This is a genomic window from Paraburkholderia ribeironis, assembly GCF_900019265.1.
Classification (GTDB): domain Bacteria; phylum Pseudomonadota; class Gammaproteobacteria; order Burkholderiales; family Burkholderiaceae; genus Paraburkholderia; species Paraburkholderia ribeironis.
On sequence record NZ_CYGX02000015.1, the window covers coordinates 150 to 27,128 of the forward strand.

20 protein-coding genes and 3 pseudogenes are annotated in these 26,979 nt (G+C 61.7%); 7 read left to right on the plus strand and 16 right to left on the minus strand.

All coding sequences use genetic code 11. From position 1 onward, the window contains the following. The 3 genes and pseudogenes from BN2475_RS36200 to BN2475_RS07720 all read right to left on the minus strand — a co-directional run. Positions 1–977: pseudogene (locus BN2475_RS36200) on the minus strand (hypothetical protein); the annotation flags it as partial. Between the two features lie 60 nt (positions 978–1,037). After that, a pseudogene (locus BN2475_RS36475) lies at positions 1,038–1,202 on the minus strand (ESPR-type extended signal peptide-containing protein); the annotation flags it as partial. 720 nt (positions 1,203–1,922) lie between these two features. Further along, a complete protein-coding gene (locus tag BN2475_RS07720; protein WP_094779095.1) occupies positions 1,923–2,714 on the minus strand; it encodes a LuxR C-terminal-related transcriptional regulator in 792 nt (263 codons plus the stop codon). A gap of 791 nt (positions 2,715–3,505) precedes the next feature. Between BN2475_RS07720 and BN2475_RS07725 the strand changes: the two genes are divergently transcribed. Then, a complete protein-coding gene (locus tag BN2475_RS07725) occupies positions 3,506–4,195 on the plus strand; it encodes a response regulator (RefSeq protein ID WP_094778958.1) in 690 nt (229 codons plus the stop codon). Positions 4,196–4,462: 267 nt separating this feature from the next. Here BN2475_RS07725 and BN2475_RS07730 read toward each other — a convergent pair whose 3' ends face one another. Both BN2475_RS07730 and BN2475_RS07735 read right to left on the minus strand, forming a co-directional pair. Next, positions 4,463–7,513 carry a hybrid sensor histidine kinase/response regulator gene (locus tag BN2475_RS07730; RefSeq protein ID WP_245841179.1) on the minus strand — a complete coding sequence of 1,017 codons (3,051 nt, stop codon included), beginning with the start codon at positions 7,511–7,513 and terminating at the stop codon, positions 4,463–4,465. Positions 7,514–7,630: 117 nt separating this feature from the next. Further along, complete coding sequence (locus BN2475_RS07735) at positions 7,631–8,563, minus strand: LysR family transcriptional regulator (RefSeq protein ID WP_094778959.1); 933 nt, start codon at positions 8,561–8,563, stop codon at positions 7,631–7,633. A gap of 193 nt (positions 8,564–8,756) precedes the next feature. Here BN2475_RS07735 and BN2475_RS07740 point away from each other — a divergent pair, with 193 nt between their 5' ends. The 6 genes and pseudogenes from BN2475_RS07740 (at position 8,757) to BN2475_RS07765 (ending at position 16,029) form a co-directional block, all read left to right on the plus strand. After that, positions 8,757–9,785, plus strand: coding sequence for a 4-hydroxythreonine-4-phosphate dehydrogenase PdxA (locus BN2475_RS07740; protein ID WP_425435495.1), 1,029 nt, complete (start codon positions 8,757–8,759; stop codon positions 9,783–9,785). Between the two features lie 59 nt (positions 9,786–9,844). Next, positions 9,845–11,017, plus strand: a complete 1,173-nt coding sequence (locus BN2475_RS07745) for an L-rhamnonate dehydratase (protein WP_094778961.1) — start codon at positions 9,845–9,847, stop codon at positions 11,015–11,017. Between the two features lie 131 nt (positions 11,018–11,148). Continuing rightward, positions 11,149–12,441 (plus strand): MFS transporter, encoded by a 1,293-nt coding sequence (locus tag BN2475_RS07750; RefSeq protein WP_094778962.1) that lies wholly within the window; start codon positions 11,149–11,151, stop codon positions 12,439–12,441. 101 nt (positions 12,442–12,542) lie between these two features. Continuing rightward, complete coding sequence (locus tag BN2475_RS07755) at positions 12,543–13,490, plus strand: YncE family protein (RefSeq protein WP_094778963.1); 948 nt, start codon at positions 12,543–12,545, stop codon at positions 13,488–13,490. Next, entirely contained in the window at positions 13,468–14,430 is a 963-nt protein-coding gene (locus BN2475_RS07760) for an amidohydrolase family protein (protein WP_094778964.1), read from the plus strand. Before BN2475_RS07755 ends, BN2475_RS07760 begins: the two co-directional genes overlap by 23 nt. Positions 14,431–14,450: 20 nt before the next feature. Beyond that, positions 14,451–16,029, plus strand: a pseudogene (locus tag BN2475_RS07765) (aldehyde dehydrogenase (NADP(+))). Between the two features lie 528 nt (positions 16,030–16,557). On the opposite strand, the gene BN2475_RS07775 reads toward BN2475_RS07765, so the two are convergent. From BN2475_RS07775 to BN2475_RS07820, 11 genes are all read right to left on the minus strand, one after another. Next, entirely contained in the window at positions 16,558–17,520 is a 963-nt protein-coding gene (locus BN2475_RS07775) for an electron transfer flavoprotein subunit alpha/FixB family protein (protein WP_094778966.1), read from the minus strand. Between the two features lie 77 nt (positions 17,521–17,597). Next, positions 17,598–18,347 (minus strand): electron transfer flavoprotein subunit beta/FixA family protein, encoded by a 750-nt coding sequence (locus BN2475_RS07780; RefSeq protein ID WP_094778967.1) that lies wholly within the window; start codon positions 18,345–18,347, stop codon positions 17,598–17,600. 64 nt (positions 18,348–18,411) lie between these two features. Further along, positions 18,412–19,230: an SDR family NAD(P)-dependent oxidoreductase gene (locus tag BN2475_RS07785; protein WP_094778968.1), complete on the minus strand. Its 819-nt coding sequence runs from the start codon at positions 19,228–19,230 to the stop codon at positions 18,412–18,414. Positions 19,231–19,263: 33 nt separating this feature from the next. After that, positions 19,264–20,007 carry a carboxymuconolactone decarboxylase family protein gene (locus tag BN2475_RS07790; RefSeq protein ID WP_094778969.1) on the minus strand — a complete coding sequence of 248 codons (744 nt, stop codon included), beginning with the start codon at positions 20,005–20,007 and terminating at the stop codon, positions 19,264–19,266. After that, positions 20,004–20,345 carry an SDR family oxidoreductase gene (locus BN2475_RS35365; protein WP_245841180.1) on the minus strand — a complete coding sequence of 114 codons (342 nt, stop codon included), beginning with the start codon at positions 20,343–20,345 and terminating at the stop codon, positions 20,004–20,006. Before BN2475_RS35365 ends, BN2475_RS07790 begins: the two co-directional genes overlap by 4 nt. A 13-nt stretch (positions 20,346–20,358) precedes the next feature. Further along, positions 20,359–20,892, minus strand: a complete 534-nt coding sequence (locus BN2475_RS35370) for an SDR family NAD(P)-dependent oxidoreductase (protein ID WP_162494323.1) — start codon at positions 20,890–20,892, stop codon at positions 20,359–20,361. 12 nt (positions 20,893–20,904) lie between these two features. Beyond that, on the minus strand, positions 20,905–21,663 hold the full coding sequence (locus tag BN2475_RS07800; RefSeq protein ID WP_094778970.1) for an SDR family NAD(P)-dependent oxidoreductase: 759 nt from the start codon (positions 21,661–21,663) through the stop codon (positions 20,905–20,907). 11 nt (positions 21,664–21,674) lie between these two features. Then, positions 21,675–22,634 carry an acyl-CoA dehydrogenase family protein gene (locus BN2475_RS07805; RefSeq protein WP_094778971.1) on the minus strand — a complete coding sequence of 320 codons (960 nt, stop codon included), beginning with the start codon at positions 22,632–22,634 and terminating at the stop codon, positions 21,675–21,677. 1 nt (position 22,635) lies between these two features. Continuing rightward, positions 22,636–23,838, minus strand: coding sequence for an acyl-CoA dehydrogenase family protein (locus tag BN2475_RS07810; protein ID WP_094778972.1), 1,203 nt, complete (start codon positions 23,836–23,838; stop codon positions 22,636–22,638). Positions 23,839–23,846: 8 nt separating this feature from the next. Continuing rightward, positions 23,847–25,988: an acetate--CoA ligase family protein gene (locus tag BN2475_RS07815; RefSeq protein ID WP_094778973.1), complete on the minus strand. Its 2,142-nt coding sequence runs from the start codon at positions 25,986–25,988 to the stop codon at positions 23,847–23,849. 3 nt (positions 25,989–25,991) lie between these two features. Further along, entirely contained in the window at positions 25,992–26,762 is a 771-nt protein-coding gene (locus BN2475_RS07820; protein WP_094778974.1) for an enoyl-CoA hydratase/isomerase family protein, read from the minus strand. Positions 26,763–26,979: the final 217 nt, after the last annotated feature.

Here is a 26,979-nt window from a genome sequence, read left to right on the forward strand (position 1 = left end):
CTGTCAAGGTTGCTGTTGGTCGTGCTCAGCCCCGTCGACAGCGAGCTCACGCCGGTCGAGGTCGAGGTCGACAGGCTGTCGAGGTTGCTGTTGGTCGTGCTCAGCCCCGTCGACAACGAATCGATACTACCGTTGGTCGTACTCAATACTGAATAGAGTTCCGACCCGTTGATTGCATCCGTTGACGTCGCAGTAATCTGCCCGGCAGCAACATTCGTGATCTGACGCTCACTGCCGACCGATCCAACACTCACAATGCCTGCAGTGGCTGGCGTGGTTCCAGCAAAGCCGCTATATGTCTGCGAGCCGACTGTCGCCGATGTCACGTTGACACCCGCCACCGCTGCAGAGGAGTCGGAACCCAGTGCGACACTATTTGCCACGGTTGCAGTCGAATTCGCCCCAAGCGCAATCGTATTCGTGTTCAACGCATTCGCATTAACACCCTGTGCAATCGACTGATCCCCACTCGCGGACGTGGTACCCATTCCAATCGCGATCGAGTCCGATCCAGTCGCCGTGCCAGTAGACAAACTCGTGTTAGTGGCGAAATAAGGCAGTGCGAACGCTCCGGTCACCGTAAGGTTATTGATCGTGGCGTTGTTAAGATATGCCGCCGTGTTCGCGTAGAGTGTTCCACCAACCGACAGGTTCGTCGCGTTATTGGTCGAGCCAGTGTTAAACGCCAGGATGCGGTTTGTCTGAGTGGCGGCGTCCGCGCTGCCACAAATGACGTCCGAACCGTAGTAATTAATCCCCGCCGTTGGACCGGACGAAACATTATCCTGCGTGATTCCGCTGAATCCAGAAGCAACGCCCCCGTTGGTGTTGCCATACGGGGAATATACGGTGCTATAGCAGGTTGGATTGGTCGCACTTCCACCGCCTAACGACGTGAAGATTCCGCCAACAAACGTCGCGTTATTAGCCGCAGCCTGCGCGTATGTCGCCCCGCCCATCATCGAGATGACCAGCATACATTCCAGAGCCAGAATGCCACGACGCCGCAATCGTAGTTCGATCACACCTGCGCTCGACCCTGCTGCTTCGGAACGTACGCTACCCCGAGAGCATTGCGCCATCTCCCCGACGACGACATATGCAGACCTCACCCGACTCCAAACTACCCGAAAAATCCTGTTCATACGGTCTTCCCATCTATAAATATACGGAGTCAGCACTGAAATCCGTCGTGCCGACATTGCCTTTTTACAAACTTAATAAAATCCGATAATCTGATGACGGGATACAATCCCGACACCATTACTGCCTTCAGGCAATAAAACATTCGAAAAAATCAAGACGAACACCGCCCTCGCACATCAAAAAGACGTGCGAATAGAGTATTGAATTTCGATAAGGCGTTATTTAAACCCGACTACCTACGTAACCTATTCTAAATTTGACAAATAAATTTAGAATAGGCCCAGTCTTATTTTTCTTGCCGAAAAACAAGGACAGACAGCCAAGGTTTCATCACACGATAAAATTCGCACGAAGCAAATCAGCACCTCGCGCACAGATTTAATTCATCACTTGAATAATTAATATTTTAATGTTTTCAACATCAAACCCAAATCGGCCCAGTCCGATTATCAGCACCGAAAGGTCAAGGTTTGTTAATTTCACCCTGTCGTCAGAATTCACCTCGGCAAGCGCCCGGCGCATGCTACGTCAACAAACCGCATAGCACTCGCTACGCGCCGGGAATGCAACGTCGATGTTTCAGTGAAAGGCGATCTTGCGAATACGGGACGGAAGCAATTTTTGAACAATCCAGCGCCATGCCGCCATGCAAGCCAAGGATTTTTGTCCATCACGTTCATGCAACTTGCGATTTGGCGAGCGGATCCTATATTCCTGGAAAGTTATCTTTTTTAATGCTGGATTTCTGTCGATTCTTTATGTCGCGGCGCTCATGCTCAACTGGCTACCGGAGGCTGCCAAGCGGACCTCCGTGGATCCGTGCATTGGTCAAAAAAGCGGCAGACGCTGTCTTCGGCAGACATTGAATTCTCAGACGCCCCGTCCCCATCCGTCGGAGCCAGTACGGATTTGGTGGACAATACCAACCCGCTCTCGATCCCGTAACGCACAAGGTCAGTGTCCCGCTTGATTCCCAGCTTGGCCATTGCAGTGCACTTTTGCGAGCTGATTGTCTTCTTGCTGCGGTTCAACTGTTCGGCAATTTCTCCAACTGAAATTCCAGATATAAATAAACGAATGACGTCCAACTCCCGCAACGTAAGTGGGCTGCCATCCAGGCTACCGCGACGGCCCCGTTTGGTTGATCCGACGATTGATTCTATTCGCGGCGACAGATACGGACGGTTCGCGTATGCGGCGTGAACCGCCTGGGTAAGGTGAATGGTTGGATCAGATTTACTAACGATACAGCGATTACCCATAGTGATTATCGAGTGCAGAACTGAAGGGTGCTCCATCATGGTCAGCACGACGATTTTCAGGTTTGGATAACGCTGCCGAATCAGTTTGAATAGAGCCAAACCGTCACCATATTCATCTCCCGGCATGACATAGCCCGTCAGCAGCACGTCACACGGGATGCAGTCCAACGCCGTAACAAGGTCTGTGGAATTATGCGTAGCTCCGACCGCCGAAATCGTGCCGCTCTTTTTCAGTTCAAGCTGAACGCCCGAGAGCATAGCGGGATAATGATCCGCAAGCATGACGCGGATGGTAGATGAGGTCATGGACGACTCCATAGCAATATGTGACTCAAGCACAGGCACCGTCGGAAAATGATCGCACGCCGCTCCCCTTAAGATCGTCCTGGTTGCAGCGTACAATCGGGCATCCAAACCGCTGACACGTGGCTGATAATCTGACGCGACACTGCAAAGCAGAACAGGTTCACCAGGGATTCGACAAAGATTTAATTTCCTGCTGATCCATAGCACACCAAACGGCAACTATGGAAATACTTTATAGGGTTTTCCTTACGGCGGTAATAGGCCCAGTCCTATAAACTCCTCCAAATACTCAAAAAGCCATATTTGTCCTATCATTTCGAAAAATGATTTGAGTCTTGGATCAGTTTTTTTCGGACTGACAATAGGCCTGGTCTTATTTTCACAGGTGAGTTTCAAGGGCAAATCCGAAGAAAATCGCGTACCACTTGCCCCTGCATGAGCGGACACGCGGCCACGCCAAGAGGCCAGTTCGAAAACGAAAACCTCAAGGGTGCCTCCTGCCTGCGTACACGGCCCGGTCGTGCAGCCGCCACACGGCCCAGCAACGAGCACTGTTCTCGACGCCTTTCTCGATCCGCATTGTCAGAGGCTCCCGCCCGTTACTATGATGGTGTATGAAGTGTCGGATTTTCGGCTCGTCGTTCGTGTCGGTCGGCAAATGCCGGTTCACCGGTGTCGTGGGTTTTGCGTCGCAGCAAAATTGCTTGCAAGAAGAAAGCGGTTTGCCTCCTCTGGTGCGTGCGTGACACTGCACTCCTTTTTGCCGCACAGGCGGTACACGGAGGGTCACCATGGCTTCTCTTGCGATCCGGGTTGTACTTGCTGACGACCACCCGGCCATCATTAGCGGCGTGGAACATGAGCTGCTTCTCGATAGCACAATCGAGCTAATGGGCTCGGCGAAAAACTCGACGGAATTGATTGCGCTACTCGAAACCAAGGCATGCGACGTTCTGGTGTCCGATTACGCGATGCCAGCGGGCGAATACGGTGACGGGATTGCGCTGTTTTCCCTGATCCAGCGGCGCTATCCAACTGTCAAACTCGTCGTGCTTACCATGCTGGACAACCCGGCGGTGCTGCGCGCGCTCGTGGTCCAGGGTGTCAAGTGCATCGTCAGCAAGTCCGACGCCCTCAGCCATATCGTTCCCGCCACGCATACCGCGTTTAGCGGCGGCAAGTACTATTCGCCGCGAGTGGAGGAGATCGTCCAGTCGATCGACTGGAACCGCCGCGGCCGCGGCTCGACCGATGTTCTCAGCCAGCGCGAATCCGAAGTCGTGCGGCTGTTTGCTTCGGGGCTGACCGTCAATGAGATCGCTGAAAAATTGTGTCGCAGCAAGAAGACGATTAGCGCGCAAAAGTCGAAGGCAATGGAAAAGCTCGGTATCGACCGGGAAGTCGATCTGTTGCGCTACGCGATGGAAAGCGGTTTGGTGTCGTCGTCCCCGCGAGCGTCCGGCAGCGAACCCGAGGGATAGCAACAACAGGAGGCGCTCACGCTGGCATTCACCCAGAAAGACTCATACGGCCCAACTGGCCAGGCCGCACAGTTGCCGCTTCGTCCCGCGACCAGCATTTGATCCTTTTCCCATTCACATAAAAAATGCTTTCGATATTGCGGACACGTACACGAAGCGGTTCATGTTCGATAGGACTACCCAGCAACTCTACGAGCACCTTCTGTTTGCTTCCGTTACTCTTGCCGACCAGGCCGACCTGCCGGGAGAGTTCGGTACGCATCGCTGTCATATACCGATCTGAGCGTCCGTCGCGCGTCGTGCGAGCGCGGCACGCGCGAGCGGTTCAAAACGGGCGAGCGCGTCCCTGAGACCAGCCGTGTCGTGATCCTTCGCGTACTGCTCCATTTGCCTACAGTCGTTCGCGATGTCCTCTTCATGAATCATCGCAAATGAGCCGCGTGTTGCGTGAAGCTGCTCACGCACCGTTTTCATGTCGTCAGCTTCGAGCGCCTTGTGCAGCGTTACGAGCGATTCATCGAGTGACCTGTTCATTGCAGCATGCACACGCTCGGGTAGCGGGCCCCGCGTAACGTCCTGCATGGCCGCGACGCTGACCGCGGGACGCTCATCAGCCTCGCTGATCAGCCGGCGCAAGGCTTGATCCATCGTGCCAAGCAGAACCGGCTTAAGCAGAATCATGTCGATGCCCATACTCTCGCACCGTAGGCGTTCCTCTCCTGTCGCATGGGCCGTGATCGCGATGATCGGCACTGTCTCCTTCTGGGCTCGCAGGCATCGCGCTAGCGCATAGCCATCCATTCCCGGCATGCTGAGGTCCGTCATGACCACGTCGTAATCGCGCTCTTTAAAACGCCGCAGGGCTTCGCCCCCGTTGTCCGCCATGTCGGCTTCATATCCGAGCGTAGCGAGCTGCGCGGCGATCAGTTCGCGGTTCGAAAGCTGGTCATCCACGACCAGAACGCGAAACGCGTGCGTGTTGAGCAACCCGGCCGAGGGTCCGCCAGCGTCATGCTCGGTATGCTCCACCGGAACACTTGTATCGGCACGCAGCGGCAGCGTCACGACGAAGGTGCTGCCCGCATTGAGCTCGCTCCTGACCAGAAGCGTGCCTCCCATCAAGTCTGTCAGGCGTCGGCACAGCGCGAGCCCAAGTCCGGTTCCGCCATAACGCCGGGTAATGGACGAATCGGCCTGCTCGAACGCATGAAACACGGTCTCTTGCTGCGCGGCCGACATTCCGATACCGGTATCGATTACGCCGATCGTGATTGGCGAATCATCGACCGTATCATCCTTGCGGTATACCTCGAGTATCACTTCGCCACTACTCGTGAACTTGATCGCATTGCTAACCAGGTTGACCGCGATCTGCCTGATTTTCGTCGGATCGCCGAGGTAGTGCGACGCAAGCGTATCGTCAATCACACAGTTGAATTCGAGCCCTTTTTCGCGTGCGATCGGCGCGAAAATTTCGCCGACCTCGCGAATGGTGTCGGCGAGATCGAATCGGACTGTCTCGACGGTCATCTGGCCAGACTCGACCTTTGAGAAGTCGAGAATGTCATTGATGATAGTCAGCAGGGAAACAGCCGCGGACGAGACAACGCGCAACCGTTCGCTTTGCGACGAGGACAATTGTGAACGGCCGAGTAATTCGAGGTTACCGAGAATTGCGTTGAGTGGTGTACGTATTTCATGACTCATCACGGCGAGGAAGGCGGACTTCGCCTGGTTCGCCGCATCGGCCGCCGCACGCGCTTCGTTCAGCTTGCGCTCGGTGTTTTTGAGGTTCGTGACGTCGGAGAAGCTGCACAGCAGCACTTCGCTTCCCTGATATTTCGTGCGCACGAGACTGACCTGCAGATCATCGATCTGCCCTCCCTTCAGCTTCAGGGACATCACGAGATCGGACTGCCATGCGGGCGCGTCCGGGGAGCGGTCGTAGAGGCTATGCAATTGGGCATGCAATGGCGGTTCATCCTCGCGCACGTTCGCCGCGTAGCGGCACATCACGTCGTTTTGCAGCATGATGTCACCGCGCTCGAACGACAGAAGGGCGAACCCGGACGGCGCTGCGGCGACCATGGTCCGATTCAGGTTCTCGCTTTCGAAGATCCGCTTAGAGCGCTCATAGTCCGGCCTGAATACCGCGCGATCGAGCAGCAGCAGGAGCGTCCACATGAAACCTGTCACCGCCAGCATCAAGACGGTATATCCAACGAGCCTCGGCCACAGTTCGCCGAGAATCGCGCGCCACGAAAACGCATAGATCAGTGTCCACTCTCCGGTCTGAACGGGGGCGCTGGCGATAAAAAGACCTTGCAGGTATCGGCGATCCATCCCAACCGTATGTGGGTTCCACGGCTGTGCAGCCAGAGCCTGGCGGACTGTCTCGCGGAGTCCGGTTCCTTGCGCTATGTCGAGGATCACCTTTCCTCTGCTATCGACGAGTAACGTGACTTCGTCATAGCGGTGACTGAAGAGATCTTCGATCAGCGGCTGTACCAGTAGATAGCGGACCATGACGAGAATCGGCTTGCCATCACTAAACACGGGGAGCAGAACGCGGAACACAGACTGCCCGCTGAATGGATCGACAACCGGCGGAAACCAGAGCGCGTTACGACTTTCGAGCAGCTTGTCCGCGACTGCGGGGTTAGTCAGATCGCCAATGTCGGGCGCAATCCTGCCCAGCAGCTCTTTGACATTTTCGACACCATTGCGCTTGAGTGGATCGTCCGCCGGTACAGGACCGATAGCAATGAAACGACGATCGGGCGAGTACATATATCCGAACACCCTTCCGAATTGCACCCGCGTATAGCCACCCGTGCGATAGTTGAATTCCTTGGCAAGAGCGAGATAGCGCGCCCATTCCGTAGTCTGCCAGGGGCCGGCAACGTCGCCCATCACCAGTACCGGATCGAACTGCCGGTTCGGATGAACGACAACGTGGCCGTGCTGCCTGACGAACAGATCGACCAGATCCTCTGGCGCTGAGGGACGCCCACCCCATACCGATTCTTCATGCAGGACGGCGGCCCTCAGTCCGCTTTCGCGTTCGGCAAAAATCAGCTGTAAGCGGGTTTTCTGGTAGATGAAGTCGGAATAGCGGCTAGCAATGTAGTCGTTGACCATCATGTATTGCAGAACACCGGCGAGTAGCAGCAGAACAATCGTAATTGCAATGCCAGCCCCGAAAAGGAGCATCCGCTGGTGGCGGTTTGGCGCAGGGGTATCGCTAGCATCCGGCTCACGACCGGAGGGCGGAAGTGCGTGCTCCTGTTCATGGGAACCCACTTTTTCCGACGACATCGTTGCCTCCAGGCCCTGCCTTGAAAGACAGGTTCCTGTCATCTTAATGCCATTCGCGATGATGCCGGGTATCGGCTGCGGGTTCAGCAGTCAACCAGTCCGCTGCACTAACCGCTATCACGCATCGCCGTGAAAGAGCGCCAGAAAATACCGTGCAGGCGTGCTCAGCGGCCTGTCGCGTCGCACGACACTGCCATAGGACGGCAGCTTATGGCTGAACGTATAGCCGATTGTGGCGACCAGTCCGTGCTCCGCATTGCACTGTGCCACGGTCGCGGGAATTACGCCGAGCATCTGCGAGTGTGCAACGAGGCTCATCGTTGTCAGAATCGAACCCGTTTCAATCAGGCCGCGCGGCAACGGCTCGTGATGCTCCTGGAACTCGCGCTCGACGACCTCGCGTGCGGGACTGCCGGCGGGCTGGAGTATCCAGGGATAGGCGGCCAGCGTCGCGAAGTCGACGCGACGCTTCCCGGCAAGGGGATGGTCGCAGCCGGCGACGATCGCAAGCGCTTCGTCATCGACCGAGCGGAATAGATAGTCACGGCCCTCGCTGGCATCGCGGCCAATCACGACTTCGAGCACCCCTTCATGCAACTGCGGCATGAGACGGTCACTCGTGTCGACGGCGATTTCAACTGCCATCAGCGGAAAGCGCGCTTTCAACTGTACAAGCGCCTCCGTGAGTCTGCCTGGCGTTGCCGCCATGATGCTGCCGATCGTGAGACGCCCCGCGCTGCCCAGCTGAAGTTCTGCCAGTTCGCGATTGAGCGCTTCCATGCTGCCGCGAATTCCGCGGAAATATCCCAGCACCCGCTCGCCCGCCGGGTTAAGGCGCAGGCCACGTCCAACACGTTCAAAAAGCGGCTGGCCAAGCGCATTTTCCAGTTCGTGCAGCATCTTCGTCGCCGCTGGTTGAGTCAGCCCGAGCTGGCTTGCGGCGCCGCGCAACGTCGAGCATTCCTCGACTGCAAGCAGCAGCGCAACCTGACGCATGCGTAGCCGGTTCAGCAATTGCGGCGTCGTATCGCGCCTGTCTATCGAGCCCACTCTGATTACCTGTAGTTATCAAATCATCAGTAGTTTTCAATTTACGGGCAGGCGGCGTCTACCTAGTATGAACCCTGAATTCATCGCGCGGCATCGCTGCCACTATGAGGAGACGAACAATGCGAATCGATCATCCATCCCCGCAAATGCGGTCCTCGATTGTGGGAGACGAGGCATGATGGTCCCCTCCGAGATGCCCGTCGTCGCGCTGACGCTCGGCGATCCGGCCGGTATCGGCCCCGAACTGATAGCGAAACTCCTCGCACGGTCTGACGCAACTGCCAATGCCAACGTGGTGCTGATCGGCGACCGCTGGCTGTGGGAAGAGGGGCAACGCGTCGCGCGTGTGCAAGTAGACGTTGAGCCGCTCAGCTCACTGGCCGGTGCACGTAGACGGACATCCACCGCGCGGCCCGCCTTCGTCGCCATCGATACAGTCGACCGGGTCCAGGTAACGCGCGCAGCAGCCTGCGGCGCGGGCGGTCGTTCTGTTCTGCAAGTGCTCGACCTGTGCATGGACGCTACGCTTGCCGGCCATGTCGACGCAATCTGTTTCGCACCGCTCAACAAGCACGCAATGAAGCTCGGCGGCCTCGAGCACGAGGATGAGCTGCATCACTTTGCCGAGTATCTCGGCGTGACGGACTATTTCTGCGAGTTCAATACGCTAGGCGATCTCTGGACCGCACGCATCTCTTCACATGTCCCACTCAGAGAGGCGGTCAATTATCTGAACGTTGACCGGATCACGCAGGCAGCTGAACTGATCTATCGCTCGCTGCGCGCGAACGGCGTAAGTGCGCCGAAGGTGGCGATCGCGGCCTTCAACCCGCACGGCGGCGACGGCGGCGTGTGCGGCCGCGAAGAGATCGACGTCATTGCTCCGGCGGTGCGCGCGCTGCAGGCCCGCGACTGGCCGACCGATTCCCCCTTCCACGGTCCGTTTCCCGCCGACACCATCTTCCTGAAGGCGCAGGCCGGCGAATATCAGGCCATTGTCACGATGTATCACGACCAGGGGCAGATCGCCATCAAGCTGCTGGGCTTTTCGCGTGGCGTCACGGTCCAGGGCGGCCTGCCCGTACCGATCACGACTCCCGCGCACGGCACTGCGTACGACATCGCGGGACAGGGGCGTGCCGATGTCGGTGCGACATGGCAGGCATTCCAGATCGCCTGCCGTATGGGCGCCGCGCACCGGCGCACCCTCACTGCCGCGTAAATGAACGGTGCGGACAGTGCAAATCCTCTAACCAACGACGATCTAACGGAGACGTCCGAATGAAAATCAAATCTGTGCGTGCTCGTGTCTTCCAGTGGAAGGGCAAGACAGTGCCGCCGCAAGGCAACTTCTGCTCGAACGCAATGGACCTGCTGTACGCGCCACAGGAGACGATGAGTACGTTCCGCTTCCACGCGTGGACAGTCGTCGAGATCGAAACGGACACAGGACTTGTCGGTCTTGGTAATGTCGCACTCGCACCGCAGGTCGCGAAGACGATCATCGACCAGTATCTCGCGCCGCTCGTGATCGGCCAGGATCCGTGGGACTACGAATACCTGAACCAGCGGATGTATCGCGCAACCCACGCATGGGGACGCAAAGGCATCGGCATGGCGGCGATTTCCGCAGTCGACATCGCGATCTGGGACATCCTCGGCAAGAGTGTCGGAAAGCCGGTCTTCAAGCTGCTCGGCGGCCGAACCAAGGAGCGCATCCCCTGCTATTACTCGAAGCTGTACCGCACGGACCTCAAGGAGATGCAGGCCGAAGCGCAGCGCTATCTCGATCAGGGTTTCCGGGCATTCAAGATGCGCTTCGGCTACGGGCCGATCCACGCACAGCAGGGCGTGGTCGAAAACCTGAAGTCGGTCGCCGCGATCCGCGAGGTGATCGGCTACGAAAACGACCTGATGCTGGAATGCTATATGGGCTGGAATCTCGACTACGCAAAGCGGATCCTGCCGAAGCTCGAGCAATACCAGCCGCGCTGGCTCGAAGAGCCCGTCATCGCCGACGATATCGATGGTTACGCCGAACTCAATCGTCTGACCAGCATCCCGATCTCCGGCGGAGAACACGAGTTCTCGCTCTACGGCTTCAAGCAGTTGCTCGACCGCAAGGCGGTATCGGTCGTCCAGTACGACACGAACCGGGTTGGCGGCATCACGATGGCGCACAAGATCAACGCGCTATGCGAGGCGTACAGCGTGCCCGTTATTCCGCACGCGGGGCAGATGCATAACTATCATCTGACGATGAGCACGCTCGCCTCGCCGATGAGCGAGTACTTCCCGATGTTCGACGTCGAGGTCGGCAATGAGCTGTTCTATTACATCTTCGACGGCGAGCCGGTCGCCGAGAACGGCTTCCTGCAGCTGCGCGACGACGTGCCCGGTCTCGGCCTCACGCTGAAGACCGAGTTCCTCGACCAGTTCGAGATTGCGGAGTAAGCATGAGCGCAACGCGAGGGCGATCGCGTTGGTGTGACACCGCAAAGGCCTGCCTTCTGCGCCAGGCGGGTGAAGCTTGACCGGCGGCGGCCGCCTGAGTCGCCGTTGCAAATAACGAAACTGGAGACATCATGACACTGCTGAACACGGCCACCCAGGCCTATGACGTCGCCGACGCCATTCCGCGGCGCCGCTGGCTGCGTGTGATCCCGCCATTGCTGCTTGCCTGCATCATTTCGTACATGGACCGCGTGAACATCGCCTTCGCGATGCCTGGCGGCATGAACGCCGATCTCGGCATGGATGCGACGATGGCCGGTCTTGCCGGCGGAATCTTCTTCTTCGGCTACCTGTTCCTGCAGATTCCGGGCGGCCGGCGCGCGGCAATGGGCAGCGGCAAGAAATTCATCGCGTGGTCGCTCGTGAGCTGGGCCGTGCTGTCGGCACTGACGGGACTCGTCACACACACGTGGGAACTGCTCACGCTGCGCTTCCTGCTCGGCGTCGCCGAGGGCGGCATGCTACCCGTCGTGCTTACGATGGTCAGCATCTGGTTTCCCGATCGCGAACGCGGACGCGCAAATGCGATGGTCATCATGTTCGTACCGCTCGCCGGGATGATCACCGCGCCGCTGTCCGGCTTTGTCCTCGCGGTGTACGACTGGCGTCACCTGTTCTTCAGCACGGCCCTGCTGTCGATACTGTTCCTCACGGTCTGGCTGCGCTTCGCCGACGACAGCCCGCAAACCGCGCGCTGGATCTCACCGCGCGAGAAGGCGTACATCCTCGACGCGCTGCGTGCCGAGCAGGAGCGCAAGCGGGCGGCGGCCGCGCCGAGCGCAACGTCGTTCGGCGCGTTGATGGGCAACCCGACGATCTGGCTACTCATCGCGATCAACTTCTGCTATCAGGTCGGCATCTACGGATACACGATGTGGCTGCCCACGCTGCTGAAGAACCTCACGCACACCGGAATGGGCAAGATCGGACTGCTCGCCATGCTGCCCTACGTCGCGATGATCATCGGCATGTTCGCGACGTCGTATCTGTCCGACCTCACCGGCAAGCGGCGCCTGTTCGTGCTTCTGCCGCTCGTCGGCTTCGCCGCGTCGCTCGCGATGTCAGTGCTGACGCAATCGGTGATGCTCGTGTCGTTCGCATTCCTGATCGGCTGTGGTTTTTTCCTGCAGGCGGCTGCCGGTGTGTTCTGGGCGATTCCGCCGAAGCTCTGCAGTCCCGAGACTGCGGGCAGCGCACGCGGCCTCATCAATGCACTCGGCAACCTCGGCGGCTTCTGTGGCCCGTATGCGGTCGGCGTGCTCACTCAGCACTACAGCCCGGCGGCTGGCGTATACAGCCTTGCGGGAGCGCTTACGGTGGCCGGCCTGCTCGCGCTCGCGCTGCCGCAGCGCTGCGAGGACTGACGCGCTCAACGGACAATGAAGAGGGCAATGAAACGGACAATGAACCCGACGCGGCGCGATGCACGCACCGCCTCGAAAAGAGTGAAGGAAGGAGATACACGATGAACGACATCCTGCTGCTGGTACAGAAATGCGCCCATACCTTCAGCTTTTACGACCTCGAAACAAAGACGGCGCTCAAGCACATCGTGCTGCCGAACTTCCCGCACGAATTTACCGTCGACGCGCAACGCCGCTTCGCCTACGTCGGTATCTTCGGAATCGAAACGGCGTGGTCGCGCGGTCATGACGGTGATCATCGGATCGCGGAGATCGACCTCGTCGAGCGCACTCACACGCGTACCCTCGACCTATGGCCTTACTATCGGCCGCACGGGATGGCGAGCGATGCCGACGGGCGGCTGTACGCCATGAGCGAGGCGCACGACATGCTGCTGGTGTTCGACCGCCCGCACGAGCAGTTGGTGCCAAACATGGCGATACCATCGGGTGGCGTGAAGACCCATCTGGTGACGCTGACGCGCGACGCGAGCCGCGCCTATGGCGTGCACCTGCTGTCGAACACCGTGACACGTTTTCATCCGCGTGACGCAACGGTCCTGCCGCGCGCCGTGATGCCGGGGCCGCGTCCCGAAGGCAACGCACTGTCGGGCGACGAGCGCACACTGTTTGTCGCGAATCGCGGCGACGACACGCTGGTGGCTATCGACACGGACACGATGACCTGCGGCCGTCGCGTGAAGACCCGTAGCGATCCGAACCGCATCTACCGCACGAGCGCCCCCGATGGCCGCGATCTGCTTTTGCTGACCAATTCGGGCGAGCAGTCGATCTCCGTTTTCGATGCCGAACTGCTCGAAGAAGTCGAGCGCATTGCGCTGCCCTCGAATCCGACCGCGCTGTCGTTCCATCCGTTGCGCGCCGCGGCCTACGTGTCGTTCCAGGACGATCACGTGCGCGAGCTCGATCTGTCCACGTGGCGCTTCGTCGGCGCGATGCCGACGCTGCGCGAGCCGGATGCGTCCTATGTGCTCACAGGCAGTCACTGATCTGGATGCGCTCAACGCTGCGCCGGCGCTGCCCGCCGCGATCGTCGATGCGCATCATCATCTATGGCGGCTCGATGCGTCTACGCACTATCCGTGGCTGCAGGATCAATACGAGCCGGCGCGCTTCATGTTCGGCGACTACGCGGCGTTGTGCCGCAATTTTGAAGTGGATGACTATCTGCGGGCGGCAGAGGGCGCGCCCGTGGTCGCAAGCGTACATGTCGAGGCCGAACGCTCGCGTGCACAGTCGCTCGCTGAGACGCGCTGGCTGCATGAAGTCGCGTCGCGGCATCCGATCCCGTCGGCTGTAGTTGCATGGGTCGATCTGCTCGCCGTCGATGCCGCGGAGCGAATTGCCGAACATGCCGCGTATCCGCTGGTGCGCGGCGTGCGCTTCAAGCCGCGCACATCGGCAACCCCCAACGAAAGACTCCACTGCCCCGGTACGCTGGACGACCGCCGCTGGCCTCGAGCGCTCGAACGTCTCGCCGAACGCGGCCTGAACTGGGACCTGCGTGTGCCGTTCTGGCATCTGGAGGAAGCGGCTGCGATGCTTGCCGATGCGCCCGCAGTCGACGTGGTGCTCGAACACACGGGCCTTCCGTGGAACCGCTCCGACGCCGGCCTTGCATGCTGGCGACGCGGGATGGAAGCGCTCGCAGCGAATCCGCGCGTATCGGTCAAGCTCTCCGAATTCGGTCTGCGCGAGCGCGCGTGGAACGATACGGAGAACCAACAGATCATCCGTGACGCAATCGCGATCTTCGGGTGGCAACGCTGCATGTTCGCGAGCAATTTCCCTGTAGCGGGATTGCGCGTCACGTATCAGGTGTTGCTGCAGACCTTCGCGGCGGCGATGGCGGACATGGATGACGCAGCGCGCCGCGCGATCTGGCATGACAACGCAATCCGGCTCTACCGGATCGACACGAACTCATAGGACAAGCGGGCAGAACAATGATGCAGATCACCGGAGAAATGTTGATCGGCGGCGCGTCCGTGCGCGGCGAAGAAGGCACGATGCGCGCGTACGATCCGGCGCGCGGCGAAGAACTGGAGCCGACGTTCGGCGCGGGCGGCACGGCAGACGTCGATCGCGCCTGCCGGCTTGCGCAGGCCGCGTTCGATCCGTTTCGCGCCGCGCCCCTCGACACGCGCGCGCGCTTTCTCGAAGCGATCGCCGAGAACATACTGGCGCTCGGCGACACGCTGATCGAGCGCACGCAGCGTGAATCCGCGCTGCCGAAGGCACGCCTCGAAGGCGAGCGCGCCCGCACGGTCGGGCAGTTGCGCCTGTTCGCCTCGTTTGTGCGCGAGGGGCGCTGGCTTGCCGCGACGCTCGATGCCGGACTGCCCGATCGCAAACCGTTGCCGCGCCCCGACCTGCGCCTGCAGAAGATTCCCGTCGGCCCCGTCGCGGTGTTCGGCGCGAGCAACTTCCCGCTCGCCTTTTCGGTCGCGGGCGGTGATACTGCGTCGGCGTTCGCGGCAGGCTGCCCGGTCGTCGTGAAGGCACACCCGGCGCACCTCGGCACGTCGGAGCTCGTCGGGCGTGCGATCCAGCATGCCGTGCGCGACTGCGGGCTGTCCGAGGGTGTGTTTTCGCTGTTGACCGGCAAGGGTAACGCGATCGGCGAGGCGCTCGTCGCGCATCCGGCGATCAAGGCCGTCGGCTTTACCGGCTCGCGCAGCGGCGGCGTCGCGTTGATGAACGTCGCCGCGAAGCGCCGGGAGCCCATTCCCGTCTACGCGGAGATGAGCAGCATCAACCCATTTTTAGTACTGCCTGGCGCCCTCGCGGCGCGTGGCGAAGCAATCGCCCGCGGCTTTGTCGAATCGCTGACGCTCGGCGCCGGCCAGTTCTGCACAAATCCGGGGCTCGTGGTTGTGCTCGACGGGCGGGACACGCAGGCGTTCCTTGACGCTGCCGCGCAGGCGCTGACCGGCAAGGACCCGCAAACGATGCTCACGGCGGGCATCGCGAGCGCGTATGCGAACGGCGTTGCCAAGCGCGCTGGGGTCGCGGATGTGCGCATGCTCGCCCAAGGCACGGAAACCGGCGCGCGCCACAGCACGGCCGACGCTCTTCGCGACGACGCAGCGCGCATTTATCGCAAATCCGCAGCTCGCGGATGAGATTTTCGGGCCGGCCTCGCTGATCGTCATGTGCCGGGACGCCGAGGAGATGATCGCCGTCGCCGAGCATATCGACGGTCAACTGACCGCGACGCTGCATCTCGAAGCGGATGACATAGCGCTCGCCCGGCGCCTGCTTCCGACGCTCGAACGCAAGGTCGGACGGGTGCTCGCGAACGGGTATCCGACAGGCGTCGAGGTATCGCACGCGATGGTGCACGGTGGCCCTTTTCCGGCGACGTCTGATTCGCGCACAACGTCGGTCGGGACGATGGCGATTGAACGCTTCCTCCGTCCCGTCTGTTACCAGGGCCTGCCGGCTGAACTACTGCCGCCCGCTATGCAGGACGGTAATCCGCTCGATCTACGGCGCGAGTGCGACGGCAAACCCGGCAAAGCATGAGTCGTGAATTGCGCGATCACACATCTGCCGTATCGTCCTGACGGTTCGTGTCGCTGCGCCCGCCGCTGAAACGCTTGAAGTCTTGAGCGATTTGGTTGACCTTTGAAACTCCGCAAAGACAACGGCAAAACAATCCGGGCAGTCTGGCGCCAGTTTGTGATGCTGTGCCAGCAGTTGGATCTTTTTTCCAAGGTCCTCGTCGCCATTGATGGCAGCAAATTCAAGCTGGTAATTCGTCTACTGAGTCCTGAGTGCCGCGCTTTTTCGACACCGCTCCGTTCGCGCCTTTGCTGCACGAATGGCCGCGTCAAAATGAGCTTCGGTTGCCAAATGCCGATTGTCCACACTGACCAGCCAGCCCGCGGGCGACAGGCACCAACGGATCCGGCGCTCTTCCACCAGTACAGAGAACCATCTCCATACAGCAGCGTCGTCCGCATTCGCGGACGACGCTGCTGTGCTGCGCGCCCGTTGCCACACGTCGAGCTCATTCATTGAGGTTCATGGCTTTGAGAGTTCATTAGCGTTCTACTGAATTGCTGCCGTCAAGTCAGGAACACTTACGAATAGATCAGCCACAAGACCATAATCGGCGACGCTGAAGATCGGCGCTTCCGGGTCCTTGTTGATCGCGACGATCACCTTGCTGTCCTTCATGCCGGCCAGATGCTGGATCGCCCCCGAGATGCCAACGGCCACGTACAGTTGCGGCGCAACGATCTTGCCGGTCTGGCCGACCTGATAGTCGTTCGGCACGAAGCCCGCATCGACGGCGGCGCGCGAGGCGCCCAGCGCCGCACCGAGCTTGTCGGCGAGCGGCTCGAGTACCTTCGTGTAGTTCTCGCCATTGCCCAGACCCCGGCCACCCGACACGATGATCTTCGCCGACGTCAGTTCCGGACGGTCCAGCTTCGTCACTTCGCGGCTCACGAACTGCGAGATGCCTGCATCGGCTGCGGCTTCGATTTTTTCCACCGGTGCGCTGCCGCCTTCGGCCGCCACTGCGTCGAAGCCTGTCGTGCGCACCGTGATGACCTTGATCGGGTCCACCGATTGCACCGTCGCGATCGCGTTGCCCGCGTAGATCGGGCGCTCGAACGTGTCGGCCGAATCGACTGCGGTGATGTCGCTGATCTGCGCGACGTCGAGCTTCGCGGCGATGCGCGGCGCGATGTTCTTGCCGTAGGCGGTCGCCGGCGCGAGGATATGTGAGTAGTCCCTGGCGATGTTCAGCACGGTCGCTTCGATGTTCTCCGCGAGGCCCTGCTCCAGTTGCGGCGCATCGGCCAGCAGCACCTTCGCAACGCCCGCAATTTTCGCGGCCGCATCCGCTGCGGCCTGCGCATTGTGGCCCGCCACCAGCACGTGAATATCACCACCGATCTTCTGTGCCGCTGCGATCGTGTTCAGCGTCGCGGCCTTGATCGACGCATTGTCCCCCAAGGGGGCTTCCTTCGGGGCGTCGTATTCGGCAATTACCAGATTCGTCATTTGCTCTGTCTCCGTGTCGACTGGAGTTAGCGCTTTAGCGCTTACTCCAGTCCCATGCAACATAGTTGCCGTTCTACTTAAAGCACCTTGGCTTCGGTCTTCAGCTTCTCGACCAGCGTCTTCACATCCGGCACCATCACACCGGCGGAGCGCTTCGGCGGCTCGGTGACTTTCAGCGTCTTCAGGCGCGGCGCAACGTCAACACCCAGGTCTTCAGGCTTGAGCGTTTCCAGCGGCTTTTTCTTCGCCTTCATGATGTTGGGCAGCGTCACGTAGCGCGGCTCGTTCAGGCGCAGGTCGGTCGTGACGACCGCGGGCAGCGTCAGCGACAGCGTTTCCGCGCCACCATCCACTTCACGCGACACCGTTGCCTTGCCATCAGCCACGACAACTTTCGAAGCAAAGGTTGCCTGGGGCAACCCCGCCAGCGCCGCCAGCATCTGGCCGGTCTGGTTCGAATCGTCGTCGATCGCCTGCTTGCCCAGGATGACGAGCGAAGGCTGTTCCTTGTCGACCAGTGCCTTCATCAGCTTGGCCACCGCCAGCGGCTGCAGTTCTTCATTCGATTCGATCAGGATCGCGCGATCCGCGCCGATCGCCAGCGCCGTGCGCAGCGTTTCCTGCGCTTGCGTCACACCACAAGACACCGCTATGACCTCACTAGCCACGCCCGCTTCCTTCAGACGTACCGCCTCTTCCACCGCGATTTCATCGAACGGGTTCATCGACATCTTCACGTTCGCAATGTCGACACCCGTACCATCCGATTTGACCCGGACCTTCACGTTGTAGTCGACCACTCTCTTGACTGGCACCAATATTTTCATGCTGCTCTCTTTGAATTGAAAATCGACACCGCACGACCTGCGTCCGGGCGCATCGTGTCGCGCTTCATTGCGGCCGCGGCACCAGCGCCATGACGTTGCGGCCCAGCGCACCGTCCACCAGCAGTTCCTGGCCATTCACGTAGCCCGAGCGCTCGCTCGCGAGGAACAGCACGACGTCGGCAATATCGCGCGGTTCAGCGATGCGCCGCGACGGCACCATCTGCGTGCGGGCGCGCAGCATGGCGGGATCTTCGTAGTAGTGTGCGCTCAAGGTTGTGCGCACCAGACCGGGGCTCACCGCGTTGCTACGGATGCCGTCGTCGGCAAGCTCGACCGCGAGTTGCTGCGCGAGCATCGCGAGGGCCGCCTTGCTCGCGCTATACGCGCCGCCCGACGGGATCGGCGAACTGGCGGCGATCGACGAGATGTGAATCATCGAGCCGCTATTTCCGGCGCGCATCTGCTTGCCGAAAGCCTGTGCGCACAGCAGCGCGCCGGTCAGGTTCACCGACAGCACGCGGTTCCACTGCTCGACGTCCAGATCCAGAAGCGGCCCGCGCGCCGTGATCGCCGCGTTGTTCACGAGCACGTCACAGCGTCCAAGTTCGCGTTCACTCGCAAGCGCAGCGCGCGCGACGCTTGCTTGATCCGCAATGTCGCAGGCGATGACGATCACCTTGCCGCCCTCTTGCGCGATTCGTTCGGCAACGGGCTTGCACGCCGTGCTGTCGCGATCGAGCAAAGTGACGTACGCGCCCGCGCTCGCGAGAGAAAGCGCGATCTCCGCCCCAATGCCACCTGCCGCGCCGGTCACGACGCAGACTTTCTCTTCGAGTCCGAGCCAGGACTTGCCCGCGTGATCGCGCGCTGTATTTACGTTCATTGAAACCATTTCGTTTGTCTATATATCGAGGATCTATCGGTCCGCCGCCGACGCGCGCAATTCGCTGAACACCGTCGCGCCAAGCGCAGTGCCATGCACGGACAGATGTGCGCCTAGTTGAATGGCCTGCAGGATCTCCGGTACCGAAGTGCCAGCATCGAGCGCCACGCGAATCAGCCGGCTCAACGCGTCGCGATTGAAAGCGGTGAAGCAGGCGTGCAGCGCGATCTGAACGAGACCGCGTTCTGCATCGTTCAGGCCCCGCCCCGTACCACCGTGCTCAAGAAAGTCCAGCAGCGTGCTCACATAGCCACGGTCCAGCGCCGCGAGGATTTGCAGCATGCGAGAAGCCTGCGGACATAGACGTTCGATGCGCGCCTGCAAGGCCGCGTCGATACGCGCCGCGCCGGCCTGCCCGGCTTCATCGGCCAGAATCACCCCCGCCTGATACACGCATTCAAGCCCTTGCGACGCCACGAGATGCAGCACGTCGAAGATGTCGGCCTCACTCGCTCCGGCCGCGAACGCGCCCGCCATGTGCGTCCGGAGTCCCGTCGCGAACAGATGCGCAGATGACGCGTCGAGCGCCACGTAGATCAGTTCCACCATACGGCTCGACAGCGGACCACTGCGTGTGGGATAGCCGGCGTAGTTCGCATAATGATCGAGAAAGGCGGGCTGCGCCTGCAAGATGGCTTCGGTCCACGGCCGCCAGTAGCCACGTTCCTTGATGAAATGCGCCCTGATCCGCTCACGCGCCGAATTGGTTTCGCTCACTGAGTCTCCTTGTCGTGTTGCCCGGTTTGCGGGTCGTTTCTCGTTGATTGCTTTTCGAAGGCAATGCGGCCTTCAAACGGCCGCGTGCGCAACGTCTGGCCAGTCAGAAATTGCGCCGATGCGCCAGCCACGAAACGTATGAGCGGCATGAGCGATGCGGCCTCTGCCTCACCGCCTTGCGGACTCACTTCGATCGCATTGATGCGCAAAGCAGACGCGCCCCATTCGCAAGCCAGCGTCGCGACCAGCATGCGGGCGGCAGCGCTGTCACCTGTTATGCGCCAATCGGTTTTGGCCAGATCGGAGCTAGCCGATGGCGTTGGAAGCAGCAGCGTCAAGCTGGCCTGCTGCTTATGTTTTCTGGCCACGCGCACGGCCGCCGCGTGCACGGCGGCGAGGCGCTGCCCCGGCGCGGCGTCGAGCACCGATGCGTCGAGCGTGGCGCGATACGCCGCGCCTTCCCGCGCCCGACGCCACGTTCACGATGCGCGCCGCCGCCCGCAGCGAAGGCGCGAACGTCGAGAACACCTGTGCCGGCGCATCGAGGTTGAGCGCGACGAGCCGTGCGAACTGCGCCGCGTCCTGCTCGACGAGCGGCACGTTGCTGCTGTCCGACATACCCGCGTTGTTCACGATCGCATCGAGCGCGGGTGCACCCACGGCGAGCTCGGCGATCTGGTCGGGCCGCGTGAGATCGGCCACGCACACGACATGCGCCGCCTCACCGGTTACCGGCAATCGCGCGACGCAGCCCTCGAGTGCCGCGCCGTTGAGGTCCACCAACATGCAGCGCCAGCCCGCCGACGCAAAACGGTGAGCCGCGGCACGCCCGATACCCGAGGCAGCGCCGGTGATCAAAACCGTTCTGGTCGTGGCCTCATTCATCAATTCGGCATCCTATATATTTGTGAACGTGATGCCGCCATCGATCGTCAACGCCTGCGCAGTGATGAAGCCCGCCTCGTCGCTCGCGAGGAAGGCGATGCCGCGCGCAATATCCTCCACCACGCCCAGACGCCCTAGCGGCGTGCGCGCCACGCGGGCCGCGTCGCGCTCCACGTTGCGGTTGCGCTGCGTGCCTTCGGTCGGTACCGCCGAGGGGCACACCGCGTTCACGCGTATCCTGCGCGCGCCGAGTTCCGCCGCGGCGGCGCGCGTGATGCCGAGAATGCCCGCCTTGATACCCGAATACACAACCGAACTCGCCGCCGAGCGCAGCGCCGCCGTCGACGCGACGTTGACGATCGCGCCACCGCGCTCCGGGTCCATCACCTCGGTTGCGGCCTGAATACCCCAGATCACAGCCTTGAAGCCGATATCCAGCATGCGCTCGACGGTCTCCGGCGCGATCTCCAGCACGGCCTGATAGCGTACCCACGCCGCGTTGTTGACGAGCACGTCGAAGCGCCCGCATTCTTCGTATGCCGCGCGCACGGCCTCGGTCATCCCCTCGCGCGTGGAGACGTTCCACACCACGGCAAACGCACTGCCGCCTTCGGCGCGAATCTCCTCGACCACCGCGTTCACGAGTTCGTCCTTCAGATCGTTCACGCCGACCCGCGCACCACGCGCAGCCATCTGGCGCGCAGTCGCCCGGCCGATACCCGCGCCCGCGCCCGTGATCAGCGCAACGCGCCCATTCATATCCTGTTGCATCGTCTGGTTCCTCACAGCGCTGCGATGAAATCGCGGCCCACCTCGCGGGCGAGACCGCCTGCGCCGAACGCCGCATCGAACTTGAGCACTTCGCGCAACGAATAGTGCAGCGGTACTTCCCACGTGAAGCCCATGCCGCCGTGCAGATGAATCGCCTTTTCGATCACGAACGCCGCATTCGCGAGCGTGCCGGCCAGCACCGGGCACACGTCGCGCGCCGTTTCATATTCGTCAGTGGCCAGCGCCCGGCGGATGGCCGCCGCCGATGCCTCCTGCACGAGCTTCATCCGTGCGAGCAGATGGCGCACCGCCTGTTTCGCGGAAAGCGGACGGCCGAATTGGACACGCGTGGACATATAGGTCGCCGCGGTCTCCAGCGCGCCGTCCGCCGCCCCGTTGACGAACGCCGCCACCAGCACTTGCAGATCGCGTTGCAGCACCGCGTATGCATCGGCGCCGAGCTGCGCAACCACGCGTGCGCCTCCAGGCGAGAGCCACTCCTGCGGGCACTCGGGATCGAGCCCATGGTCGGTCTCGCACGCCGCGCTGCTCACGTCGACGAGCGCCGCGCCTGCGCCATCGGCGACCAGTAACCAGTCGCATTCGTTCGCATAGCGCGCATGGGCAGCAATGTCCTGCGCGATGCTCCCTTGGACCGCAATGGTAGCGAGCCTCTCGCCGCTCGCGAGCGCACTGGCCAGTTCAGTGCCTGCAAACGCCTTCGCGAGAGCGATCTGCTCAAGCAGCGGAAAGCGTAGTTGCTGCTTGCCGGCCGCGTGCACGATAGGCACCGCGAAATCGATATCCAGCCCGAGCCCGCCATCGTCCTCGCAGGCGCACACCCCGATCAGCCCGGCCTCAGCCAGCACGCGGGCCGCTTCGCGCAGCGTGCGCGACTTCGCGTCGTCGATCGGGGCGACCGCGGCCTGCGCAAATTCTTCGGGCTTGAGCTCGTCGTCTCGCATCGTCATATCAGAGATCCTTCGGCAGTTTGAGGATGCGTTGCGCGATCACGTCCATCTGCACCTCGGAGGTGCCGGCGTAAATCGTCTCGGCATGGGAAAAAAAATAGGCGTGCGTGAAGGTCTTGCGCGCGCGCTGCGCGAGCGGGCTGGACGCGGGCGAGACGTGCGCGACCAGCGACAGCGCGAGGCGCGCGAACTGCTGATGGCACTCCGACCAATAGAGCTTGGTGAGCGAGCCGCGCGCCCCCAGGTCCTCGCCCGCCATCACCTGCTCGACGGTGCGCTCGACGAGCCCCTTGAGTGCATCGATCTCGCAGACCACGTCGCCGATGCGCCGCTGGTAGTAGCCATCGTTCAGCAGGTGCGCGAGCCCGGAGTCGGACTTGCACGCGGTCACCAGTTGGCGCAGTTCGCATTCGAAGCGCCACGGCCGGTACATCCGGTTGGTCGCGCGTTCGATGGAGAGCACGCGAATCGCCGCGCTCCAGCCTTCGTCGGGCGCGCCGAGGCGGGCGTTATCGGGCACGACCACGTCGTCGAAGAACACTTCGGCGAACGACTCCTTGCCGTCGATCGACTTGATCGGCACCACGCGGATGCCGGGCGTGCTCATCGGCACCGCGAACATCAGCAGGCCGCGATGCTTGTCGGCCACCGTGCCGGTGCGCGCGAGCAGCAGGCAGTAATGCGCCTTCGCGGCGCCACTCGTCCAGATTTTTTGGCCGTTGATGCGCCACGTGCCGCCTTCCTGCACGGCCTTCGTGCGCAGACGCGCGAGGTCCGAGCCTGCATCCGGCTCGGAGAAGCCCTGGCACCAGTACTCGCGCATCGAAAGAATCGCGGGCAGGAATGCGTGCTTCTGCTCTTCAGTGCCCACCGCCATGATGATCGGCCCGGCCAGTTCCTTGCCGATCGAGCTTACGCTCTCGGGCATCGGCAGCGCGCCGATCTCCTTGTTCACCGCCAGATGATCGCGCATCGTGAGTCCGTAGCCGCCGTAGGCGAGCGGCCAGGTCATGCCCGCAAGGCCCGCGTGATACATCTGCGCTTCCCAGGCGCGGCACTCCTCGACCGTGGGCACCCGATACTCGAGGCTGTCTGTGCGCATATGATCGGGCAGGTTCGCGCGCAACCACTCGCGAGCGTGCTGGCGATAGACCGCGCGCCCGGCGGCTGGATCGGGGACCGCGGGGCTTTTGTCAATCTGCATGGCTGTCCTCAATGAGTTGTCGGTGCGGCATACGCTGGGATCATGAGCGCGTCGAGCACGACGGCGCCCTCGCCCGCGGGCCTGACCAGAATGGGGTTCATGTCGATTTCGGCAATGTCGTCGGCATGGCGGCAGGCAAACTCGGAGAGCCGCGCCACCGTGCTGGCCAGCGCGCCGAGATCGGCCTTCGGCTGGCCGCGTGCGCCATCGAGCACCGGGAACATGCGCAGCGAGCGGATCATCTGCAGCGCTTCGGCCTCGCTCACGGGCGCGGTCTGCACCGCCACGTCCTTGAGAATTTCGGCGTGTATGCCGCCCATGCCCACCATCACCACAGGGCCGAACACCTGATCGCGCGAGACGCCTGCGATCATTTCAACGCCACCGCTCAGCATCGGTGCCACCAGAATTCCGTCAAGGCGAGCGTTCGGCGCATGCTTCGCGGCGTTGTCCTGCAGGCGCGCGTGTGCGGTGCGCACCGCATCGGCGTCGCGCAGACTCAGCGCCACGCCGCCCATCTCGGTCTTGTGCGCGATATCCTCCGACGCGATCTTCAGGACTACGGGATAACCGATTGCTTCGGCAAAGCACACTGCTTCGTCAGCGGAACCGACTATCGACTCTTGCGGCACATTGATACCCGCCGCCGCGAGCGCAACTTTCGCCCGGTACTCATTGCGGAAGACTGCGGGATCGATCCGCGTGAGAGCGCCTGTGCAACGCGGCGCGGCCGGCTGCTCCCTGAGCTTGCTGAGCCGCACGAGCGACGCGAGCCCGTGCGCGGCGGCGTCGATGCTGCCGAATACGGGAATGCCAAGCGCGTTGATCTGCGCGATGGCATCGGCGGGGCCGTGGCTGATGATGACGAGCAGCCGCTCAGGGTGACTCTGGCGCACCCGCGCGAGAGCCTCCAGATAGATGCCGCGCAGCCGCGAACTGAAGAGCGAGAGCGACATGAACAAGACGGTCGTGCTGCCGCCCGGATCGTCCAGCAGCGCCGTGAGCATCTTGAGCAGAATGTCGGGACGGCTCGACATCTGCGCGGAGGCATCGACCGGGTTGTTCGTACCCGCCGTCGGCACAGCTTCATTGATGCGCGTGCGCGTCATCGCCGCGAGCGGCGGCAAGGCGATGCCGGCCTCGCTCATCGCATCGGCCATCATGATGCCGAAGCCACCCGATGCGGCGACCAGCGTGGCCGTATCGGTTTGCGGCAGCCGCGACGGCAGCAGCAGCGAAGCCGCGTGGCCCACGTCGAGCATCTCTTCGATCGAGCGCACACGCAGCGCGCCGTGGCGGCGGAAAACGGCGTCGATCACCGCATCCGAGCCGGCCAGCGCGCCCGTGTGCGAAGCGGCGGCGGCCCGGCCCTGCTCCGTCGCGCCGATCTTCAGCACGATCACGGGCTTGTTGCGCGCACGCGCCGTTTCGAGGGCGGCGATCAGGCGATCCGCGTTGCGGCACGTTTCCATGCAACAGAGAATCACACGCGTTGCGTCGTCGTGGGCGAGCGCGGCAAGACCGTCGGCCACGTCAATGTCGGCTTCGTTGCCCGTGGCGATGAAGCGGCTCACGCCGAGGCCGCGGTGCGCCACGCACTGCATCGTATGGCTGCCCACGTTGCCCGACTGCGAGACGATGCCCACGTGGCCAGCGGGCGGCATGTTCTCTTCCAACGCGATCGAAAACGAACCGATGGTGCCGTCGACCACGTTCACGGTGCCAAGGCAGTTCGGCCCGAGAATGCGCATGCCCGCGCCCCTTGCGATCTCCACCAGTTCCGCCTGCAAGGCGGCGCCTTCAGCACCCGCTTCCGCGAAGCCGGATGACAGCACGATTGCGCCGCGCACGCCGCGTGCGGCGCAGTCCCGCAGCGCTTCGGCGGTGGCATTTGCGGGCACGGCGAGGATCGCCATGTCGGGCGCCGTCGGTGTCTCACGCACCGAGGTGTAGGCGCGCAGGCCCTGGATTTCACCGCCACGCGGATTGACCGGATAGATCGGCCCTTGATAGCCGTATTTGAGCAGCAGATGAACCGGGCGGCCGCCGATCTTGTTGATATCGTCCGAGGCGCCGACGATGGCGATACCTCGTGCGTTGAAGAACGCTTCGAGCCCCGAGCCTGGGCGCTGAAAATCGCTTGCATTCATGATTCAGCGGCCCTTGAACACAGGTGCGCGTTTTTCAAGGAAGGCCATGCGCGCTTCGCGTGCGTCTTCCGTCTTCGAGAGCGCCATGGTTATGTCCTGCTCATGGCGATACGCCTCGCGCTGCGGCATCACCTCCACCATGTTCGCGGCGCGCTTCGCGTAGATCATCGCAAGCGGCGCCTTCGCGGCGATCTCGCGTGCTAGCGCCAGTGTCACCGGCAGCAGTTCGCTCGCCGGCAGAACATCTTCCAGCACATTGCGGCGCAGCAGGTCGTGTGCGCTCAAACGCTGACCCGTGAAAAACATGCGGCGCACGGTCGAGCGACCGAATAGCGTGCGCAGCATCGAAGCGCCGCCGGCGAGCCCCACGTTGATCTCCGGCATGCCAAACGTCGCTTCCTCCGCCGCGTAATAGATATCGCAGGCCGCCATCAAGCCAAGGCCCGCGCCCAGCGCCACGCCGTTGACCGCGGCGATTACCGGCTTCGCGCATTCGCGGATCGCATTGCCAGTTTCGCGCGTGAAACGGTTGTGTTCCAGAAAGTCGCCCGCGACTTCGTTGTTCGGGCGATCGCGCAAGTCGGCGCCCGCGCAGAACACCTTGCCCGTGCCCGTCAGCACTGCGCAGCGAATATCGTCACGCTCGGATATTTCGTCGAAGGTCGCAATGATCTGGCGGCGCATCTCGCGATTCAACGCGTTGACCGGTTCGCGCGCCATCGTCACGAGCGCCACGCCGTCCGTTACTTCCAGTCGTACCAGACGTTCGCTCATACTTCAGCCCCCTCGTTCGAGTGATTGATGGTCGTGACGCTAAACTCCGCGCACAACAGGGCTCCGAATCTCATCTGCATGAATGCCTCCTCGTGTTCTCGACTTCACCCGGATGCCTGTCCGTATGTCCGGCATCGGTATGTGCTCCTGCGATCCGATTATATGGACGGACCGCTCCTGTGATTTCCGCCGAAATCATTGGATGTGTCCTGCAAAA

Coding starts and splice junctions, on each gene's coding strand:
- BN2475_RS07720 (WP_094779095.1), bottom strand. CDS start 2,714: ATGACCTCATCTACCATCCGCGTCATGCTTGCGGATCATTATCCCGCT.
- BN2475_RS07725 (WP_094778958.1), top strand. CDS start 3,506: ATGGCTTCTCTTGCGATCCGGGTTGTACTTGCTGACGACCACCCGGCC.
- BN2475_RS07730 (WP_245841179.1), bottom strand. CDS start 7,513: ATGTCGTCGGAAAAAGTGGGTTCCCATGAACAGGAGCACGCACTTCCG.
- BN2475_RS07740 (WP_425435495.1), top strand. CDS start 8,757: ATGCCCGTCGTCGCGCTGACGCTCGGCGATCCGGCCGGTATCGGCCCC.
- BN2475_RS07745 (WP_094778961.1), top strand. CDS start 9,845: ATGAAAATCAAATCTGTGCGTGCTCGTGTCTTCCAGTGGAAGGGCAAG.
- BN2475_RS07750 (WP_094778962.1), top strand. CDS start 11,149: ATGACACTGCTGAACACGGCCACCCAGGCCTATGACGTCGCCGACGCC.
- BN2475_RS07755 (WP_094778963.1), top strand. CDS start 12,543: ATGAACGACATCCTGCTGCTGGTACAGAAATGCGCCCATACCTTCAGC.
- BN2475_RS07760 (WP_094778964.1), top strand. CDS start 13,468: ATGTGCTCACAGGCAGTCACTGATCTGGATGCGCTCAACGCTGCGCCG.
- BN2475_RS07775 (WP_094778966.1), bottom strand. CDS start 17,520: ATGACGAATCTGGTAATTGCCGAATACGACGCCCCGAAGGAAGCCCCC.
- BN2475_RS07780 (WP_094778967.1), bottom strand. CDS start 18,347: ATGAAAATATTGGTGCCAGTCAAGAGAGTGGTCGACTACAACGTGAAG.
- BN2475_RS07785 (WP_094778968.1), bottom strand. CDS start 19,230: ATGAACGTAAATACAGCGCGCGATCACGCGGGCAAGTCCTGGCTCGGA.
- BN2475_RS35370 (WP_162494323.1), bottom strand. CDS start 20,892: ATGAATGAGGCCACGACCAGAACGGTTTTGATCACCGGCGCTGCCTCG.
- BN2475_RS07800 (WP_094778970.1), bottom strand. CDS start 21,663: ATGCAACAGGATATGAATGGGCGCGTTGCGCTGATCACGGGCGCGGGC.
- BN2475_RS07805 (WP_094778971.1), bottom strand. CDS start 22,634: ATGACGATGCGAGACGACGAGCTCAAGCCCGAAGAATTTGCGCAGGCC.
- BN2475_RS07810 (WP_094778972.1), bottom strand. CDS start 23,838: ATGCAGATTGACAAAAGCCCCGCGGTCCCCGATCCAGCCGCCGGGCGC.
- BN2475_RS07815 (WP_094778973.1), bottom strand. CDS start 25,988: ATGAATGCAAGCGATTTTCAGCGCCCAGGCTCGGGGCTCGAAGCGTTC.
- BN2475_RS07820 (WP_094778974.1), bottom strand. CDS start 26,762: ATGAGCGAACGTCTGGTACGACTGGAAGTAACGGACGGCGTGGCGCTC.